Source organism: Erwinia sp. MYb416, assembly GCF_037479575.1.
GTDB classification, from domain to species: Bacteria; Pseudomonadota; Gammaproteobacteria; order Enterobacterales; family Enterobacteriaceae; genus Erwinia; species Erwinia rhapontici.
In genome coordinates this window covers 1-1149 of the sequence record NZ_JBBGYT010000113.1, presented here as the reverse complement: position 1 = coordinate 1149, position 1149 = coordinate 1, and the positions used below count along the sequence as shown (strand labels likewise).

The window sequence follows — 1149 nt, the reverse complement described above, 5'->3', positions numbered from 1 at the left end:
GCACACCCACAGTTACAGCACCGTGTTCGGCGCGATTCAGGATGCCGCCATCACAGCGCTGTCGCTGCCTGCATCGCAGATTCAGCAGTTGGCCAACGTCTATCACCAGCGCCGCGAGTGGGTGCTGCAAAAGCTGGCCGCCATGAACTGGCCTGTACCGCCTAATCAGGGCACCTTCTTCCTCTGGCTTCCCGTGCCTGACGGAGAGCGTGCCCAGCCGTTTGCCGAACGACTGCTGAAGGAGGCGCATATTATCGTGGCCCCCGGCACCGGATTTGGCCATGGCGGTGAAGGCTATATCCGCATCAGCCTGACCGCCGATGATGCCGCGCTGAATACGGCGCTGACACGTATTGAGGCATTAAAGCTGTTTAGCTGAAAGGCTCGCATCGTAACGCTGTTCTCTGACACAACAAGGTAGTCTGGTCGTAAGAAAGATTTCGGCATAGCCTCGGCTTTACTGTGTATACGCACAGCATTAACCACAGAAAGAGCAAAGGAGAGCATCATGCCGGGATTTAATTACGGTGGTGGCAAAGGTGATGGCACGGGATGGAGTCGGGAGCGCGGAAGTGAGCCGAGTCCGGGCGGTGGCAGCACGGGAAATGCTGGTAATCACGATAAAGGCAAAGGTAGCGCTTCCGGTAAGGGTTCGGGCACAACACCGGGTATATCGCGATCGGTCGGTGACACACTGGCCTTGAAAGCGGGCCTGAATCCGGCGATTTTTACCGGCTATTTTATTAATGAATATGGTCAGGCCATAGGAATAAGCCCCCTTGTCGGTGGCTATGTCTTCGGCGTTAACCTTGGCCCGGCGCCAGCAAATCCGGATGCCGGTAGCGGCAATAGTGGTAACGGCATTAGTGGTAACGGCATTAGTGGTAACGGCAGTAGCACTAACACACTGGATCCGTTCAATTCGGTGATTATCACCTTTAAAGGTGACACCTCCGATACGCGCATTGCCGCGCTGAATAAAATCATTGCCAACAATGCACGGATGGCTAATAGCGGTCAGGCAGGGCAACGGATACGTAATGCGATAAAAGCCACAAAACAGGCTAAGGCGGAGCTTGCCTTGATTAATGCGGCTCGTAAGCAGAAGGCAGCGAAGCAGGCTGCTGAAGCCCGTGCAAAAGCAGAAGC

1 protein-coding gene and 1 pseudogene are annotated in these 1149 nt (G+C 55.1%); both read left to right on the top strand.

Annotated features, from left to right (window positions below; all coding sequences use genetic code 11):
• The coding region (locus WH277_RS01020) for an aminotransferase class I/II-fold pyridoxal phosphate-dependent enzyme (protein WP_339503856.1) at positions 1 to 379 on the top strand (379 nt) is incomplete at its 5' end.
• Between the two features lie 129 nt (positions 380 to 508).
• Positions 509 to 1149: pseudogene (locus WH277_RS01015) on the top strand (hypothetical protein); the annotation flags it as partial.